Genomic DNA, 4,798 nt, shown 5'->3' with positions numbered 1-4,798 from the left:
TTGTGGGGATCCCTCAGGTGAACCGCTTGATTGAACTCAATGTCGCTGAGCAGGTAAAAAATCTCTGCCATACCAGCTTTGTCCAGGAAGCCTGGGAACGCGGCCAACAACTGAGTGTTCATGGCTGGGTGTATAGCTTACGTAATGGCCGGGTCAAGGATTTAAAAGTCAGCCATTCCAGTCTGGAGCAAATTGACAGGATCTACGCACTGGATCCGCTGGAACTGCCAGACAGCGACTAGGGCTACAAAATCACCGTTTTGTTGCCGTGTACAAAGACCCGATCCTCAGTAACAAACTGCAACGCTTCGCTAAGCGCGGCTTTTTCAACATCACGACCGGCTCGTTCCATATCTTCCGCGCTGTAGCTGTGATCAACCGGTAGCACTTTCTGCTGAATAATCGGCCCTTCATCCAATTGATTATTTACAAAATGCGCTGTTGCTCCGATGATTTTCACCCCACGCTCAAACGCTTGCTGATAGGGTCTGGCACCAATAAAGGCAGGCAAAAAGCTGTGATGGATATTGATAATCCGGTTTGGAAACTCGGCGACAAAGGCCGGCGTTAGAATTCGCATAAATTTGGCCAGAATTAAATACTCCGGCTGATAGGGCTGAATCGTCTGCAGTAACGCCTGCTCATGCGCTTCGCGACTTAATCCCTGATGGCTAACGTAATGATAAGGAATCGCAAAGCGTTCCGCGAGTGTGGCCAGTTGCGGATGATTCCCCACTACCGCCGCGATATCCAGCGATAACGAGCCATCGTAAACTTTTATCAGGATATCACCGAGGCAATGTGCCTCTTTGGTTACCAGAATCACCACCCGCTTTGCCTGACGACGCAACAAACTGCGGGAGCTGCCTGCCGGTAAAGCCCGATCCAGATCGGCGAGTAAGGTGGTTTCGTTAAAAAAACCGTCCAGCTCGGTTCGCATATAGAACTGCCCACTGACCGGATCCACATACTCGGTATTCCGACTGATATTAAGTTGATGCTTATAACAAATATTGGTGATTTGGGCGATCAACCCTTTCGAGTCCGGGCAGGCGGTAAGCAGGATCCGTTGTTCCATCTGGTTAACTTCCAACTCAACTATCATGCCTGTCATTCTGACAATATATCCATCTGGCGTCAAAGCCATTTAGACAGCTAAAATCAACTTTTCTTGTTGTTTCAAGCTGGTGCTTGCATAATAAAGTCCGAATAAAACCCACAACTTAACTGCTAAGGCCGAATGACTAACCCGTATCAGATGCAGGTGATTGGCTATATCGAGTCACCCTACAAACAAAAATTTGCGATTCCCCGGCAGCCGGGATTAATACCAGAGGCCACCGGCAAGCTAAAACTGCAGGCACCCTACGCCAGCGAAACGATGATTCGGGGTATCGAAGCGTTCAGTCATCTGTGGTTGGTATTTGTGTTTCACGAAACAGCCGATAAAGGCTGGTCGCCTATGGTGCGCCCGCCACGCTTGGGTGGCAACACCCGCAAAGGGGTCTTTGCGACCCGGGCAACTTTTCGGCCTAACCCACTGGGTTTGTCGGTAGTCAAACTGGACGGGGTTGAGATCCATAATGGCGCAGTAACTTTACTTATTAGTGGTATCGATCTGCTCGATGGCACGCCAATCCTGGATATTAAACCCTATCTACCCTACTCTGATGCCTTGGCTGATGCCCGGGGTGGTTTCGCTGACGCGGCACCGGAAACCAGTATGACGGTTGAGTTTAGTGCAGCAGCCGAGCAGTTTTGCCGGCAACAAAGCGCCTACCCGAAGTTACAGCAGCTGATAGAGAAGGTGTTGAAACAAGACCCACGCCCGCCTTATAAAAAACAGCGCGAGAGTGAACAAACCTATGGTATGACGCTGTATAACTTCAATATTAAGTGGACGGTAAACGGAGAACATAACTATGTTACTGAAATCATTAAGCTGTCTGAGCCTGCTGGCTGCCAGTAGTATCGTACTGGCCCTGCCTGACTTGCCAGAGCCGGTCAGTAACAATGCGGTGGCGAGTACCAGCATCCGCGATAAAACCTATGTTTTGTCAGTCGGAGGCATAGCGCCGGGAAAAAACACCGCTGATCAGCATAACAAAGTCTGGTTGCTTACCGTCGGCGAGTTTAGCTGGAACAGTTTGCCAGCCCTGCCCAGTCAGCAACGCCTGGCTGGCCGGATTGGTATTAGTGCCGTTGCTCTGAATAACAACTTCTTTATTTTCGGCGGCGCTTTTATGCAGTCCGATGGTAATGTGACCACCGCATCAGACAGTTACCGGCTGGACCCTGTCACCCGTCGCTTTACCCGCCTCAACGATATGCCGGTGCCGGTTGACCATGCCGCGGCAGTGCCACACCAGAACAGGTATATTTATCTGGTCAGCGGCTGGAGCGATCATGGCACCGTCAATCTGGTGCAGGTATTTGATAACTTTACCCAGCGCTGGGCGCAGGCCACACCTTTTCCCGGGGCGCCGGTATTCGGCCATGCTGCCACCATCGCCGCCAATCAGTTAGTGGTTTGTGATGGCGTCACCCTGCATTACGCCAAAGACCAGGCGCCAGCGTTACAAAAATCGCCGGCTTGCTGGGCCGGTACTCTGGGTAGCGATCCGCTTAAAATCAGTTGGCGCCAGCTGCCACATCCCGATCAACAGGGCCGGTATCGTTTAGCCGCCAGCACAGTGCGCTTAAATGGTGAAGAATTTGCAGCCTTTATTGGCGGCAGTAATACCCCTTATCGCTTAAATGGTGTCGGCTATCAGGGCGAGGCCGCAGAACCCTCGGCTGCGGTGTGGCTATACTCACCAAAGCAGCAACGCTGGTTTAAAGGCGAGGCCGCCACCGCAGTGATGGATCTGCGGGCTTTGGTAGAAATCAACGGCAGTTTTTACAGCCTGGGCGGGATGCTCGCACAGCAGCAAGTGACCAATCAGGTAATTAATCAGCAGATTAAACTTCTGCCCGAGTAAAAGCGTTGCTAGAATAGCCGCCACTTAAGAATAAGCTTTTTGCAGAGAATCGCATGCGCACCAGTCAGTATTTATTATCGACCATGAAAGAGACCCCGGCCGATGCCGAGGTGATCAGCCACAAACTTATGCTGCGCGCCGGAATGATCCGTCGTCTGGCCTCGGGGATGTACACCTATTTGCCGTCTGGTGTGCGGGTGCTGCGTAAAGTTGAGCAAATTGTCCGCGAAGAAATGAATAAAGCCGGCGCCATTGAAGTATTAATGCCGCTGGTACAACCGGCTGAGCTGTGGCAGGAATCCGGGCGCTGGGAAAAAATGGACGCTGAGCTGCTGCGCTTTGTTGACCGCCACCAGCGCGACTTTGTGCTGGGGCCAACCCATGAAGAAGTGATTACCGATCTGGTACGCCGCGAAATCACCAGTTACAAACAGCTGCCACTGAATCTGTATCAGATCCAAACCAAATTCCGCGATGAGCGCCGGCCACGCTTTGGCGTAATGCGCGCCCGTGAATTCCTGATGAAAGACGCCTACTCTTTCCACTTAAGTCAGGAATCGCTGCAGCAAACCTATGATGCGATGTATAGTGCCTACTGCAATATTTTCAACCGCTTAGGTCTGGACTACCGGCCGGTGCTGGCTGATACCGGCGCTATCGGCGGCAGCGTCTCGCACGAGTTCCACGTCTTAGCCGCCTCAGGTGAAGATGCGATTGCCTTTTCAGATACCAGCGATTACGCCGCAAACATCGAAATGGCGGAAGCCAAGGCACCGGCAGGCCCCCGCCCTGCCCCGACGCAGCAGCTGACACAGGTAGCAACCCCTGGCGCGAAAACGGTCGCTGAAGTTGCCGCGCTGTTACAGCAACCGGCCAGTCAAATCAGCAAAACGCTGATTGTCTATGCTGCCAAACCCAGTGACGATGCGCCCCAGACATTGGTCGCCCTGGTACTGCGTGGCGATCACGAATTAAACGAAATCAAAGCCGAAAAGCTGCCACAAGTTGCCAGCCCGCTGGTGTTTGCTTCGGAAGAAGAAATCCGCGCCGTAATGGGTGCCGGCCCGGGTTCGTTAGGCCCGGTAAAGTGCCCGCTGCCGCTGATTGTCGATCGCAGCGCGGCGCATCTGGCCGATTTTAGCTGTGGTGCTAATCAGGATGGCTTCCATCTGACCGGTGTTAACTGGGACCGCGATGTCACCGATTATCAGGTTGCCGACCTGCGTAATGTCGTGGAAGGCGATGCCAGCCCCTGTGGCTTTGGGAAACTGGTGATCAAGCGCGGCATTGAAGTGGGCCATATCTTCCAACTGGGTGATAAATACTCACAGGCGATGAAAGCCGGTGTACTGAACGAAGAAGGCAAGCACCAGATCATGACCATGGGCTGCTATGGCGTTGGCGTATCACGTATCGTCGCTGCAGCCATCGAGCAAAACCATGACGAACGCGGCATTATCTGGCCTGACGCGATAGCGCCATTTCAGGTGGTGTTAATTCCGATGAATATGCACAAATCAGTACGGATTGCCGAAGCAACTGAACTGCTATACCAGCAACTGACTGCTGCCGGTATTGAGGTACTGTTTGATGATCGTAAAGAGCGCCCGGGTGTGATGTTTGCCGATATGGAGCTGGTCGGTATCCCGCATCATATTGTGATTGGCGAGCGTAACTTGGATAACCGTCAGGTGGAATATAAAAACCGCCGCAGCGGTGCCACCGAGTTGCTGGCTATCGACGAGGTGCTGGCCTTTGTTAATCAGCAGCTCAAACGCTGAGTGACCGCTTGATAGCATAAAGGCAGCCGAGGCTGC

At 52.7% G+C, this 4,798-nt stretch carries 5 protein-coding genes; 4 read left to right on the top strand and 1 reads right to left on the bottom strand.

Features of this window, described 5'->3' with window-relative positions:
• Positions 1 to 242 (top strand): carbonic anhydrase (locus AAY72_RS02400; protein ID WP_304439234.1); only part of this gene is annotated, 242 nt, incomplete at its 5' end.
• Positions 243 to 244: 2 nt separating this feature from the next.
• On the opposite strand, the gene purU is transcribed toward AAY72_RS02400, so the two are convergent.
• Positions 245 to 1,078: a formyltetrahydrofolate deformylase gene (gene purU / locus AAY72_RS02395; protein WP_057785448.1), complete on the bottom strand. Its 834-nt coding sequence runs from the start codon at positions 1,076 to 1,078 to the stop codon at positions 245 to 247.
• 162 nt (positions 1,079 to 1,240) lie between these two features.
• Between purU and tsaA the strand changes: the two genes are divergently transcribed.
• Genes tsaA through AAY72_RS02380 form a run of 3 tightly spaced genes read left to right on the top strand, consistent with a single transcriptional unit; the run spans position 1,241 to position 4,762 of the window.
• Positions 1,241 to 1,969 carry a tRNA (N6-threonylcarbamoyladenosine(37)-N6)-methyltransferase TrmO gene (gene tsaA / locus AAY72_RS02390; RefSeq protein ID WP_008609891.1) on the top strand — a complete coding sequence of 243 codons (729 nt, stop codon included), beginning with the start codon at positions 1,241 to 1,243 and terminating at the stop codon, positions 1,967 to 1,969.
• A complete protein-coding gene (locus tag AAY72_RS02385) occupies positions 1,923 to 2,981 on the top strand; it encodes a kelch repeat-containing protein (RefSeq protein WP_057785447.1) in 1,059 nt (352 codons plus the stop codon). The genes tsaA and AAY72_RS02385 overlap by 47 nt, the downstream gene beginning before the upstream one ends.
• A 53-nt stretch (positions 2,982 to 3,034) precedes the next feature.
• A complete protein-coding gene (locus AAY72_RS02380) occupies positions 3,035 to 4,762 on the top strand; it encodes a proline--tRNA ligase (RefSeq protein WP_008982987.1) in 1,728 nt (575 codons plus the stop codon).
• The last annotated feature ends 36 nt before the right edge of the window (positions 4,763 to 4,798 follow it).

This window comes from Alishewanella sp. WH16-1, assembly GCF_001441695.1.
In the GTDB taxonomy this organism is placed as follows: domain Bacteria; phylum Pseudomonadota; class Gammaproteobacteria; order Enterobacterales; family Alteromonadaceae; genus Alishewanella; species Alishewanella agri.
Note: the sequence above shows the minus strand (reverse complement) of the source record. Positions and strands in the feature narration are given on the sequence as shown.

Excerpts from the sequence above, each read along its gene's own strand:
- purU (WP_057785448.1), bottom strand. The coding sequence starts at position 1,078 with ATGGAACAACGGATCCTGCTTACCGCCTGCCCGGACTCGAAAGGGTTG.
- tsaA (WP_008609891.1), top strand. The coding sequence starts at position 1,241 with ATGACTAACCCGTATCAGATGCAGGTGATTGGCTATATCGAGTCACCC.
- AAY72_RS02385 (WP_057785447.1), top strand. The coding sequence starts at position 1,923 with ATGTTACTGAAATCATTAAGCTGTCTGAGCCTGCTGGCTGCCAGTAGT.
- AAY72_RS02380 (WP_008982987.1), top strand. The coding sequence starts at position 3,035 with ATGCGCACCAGTCAGTATTTATTATCGACCATGAAAGAGACCCCGGCC.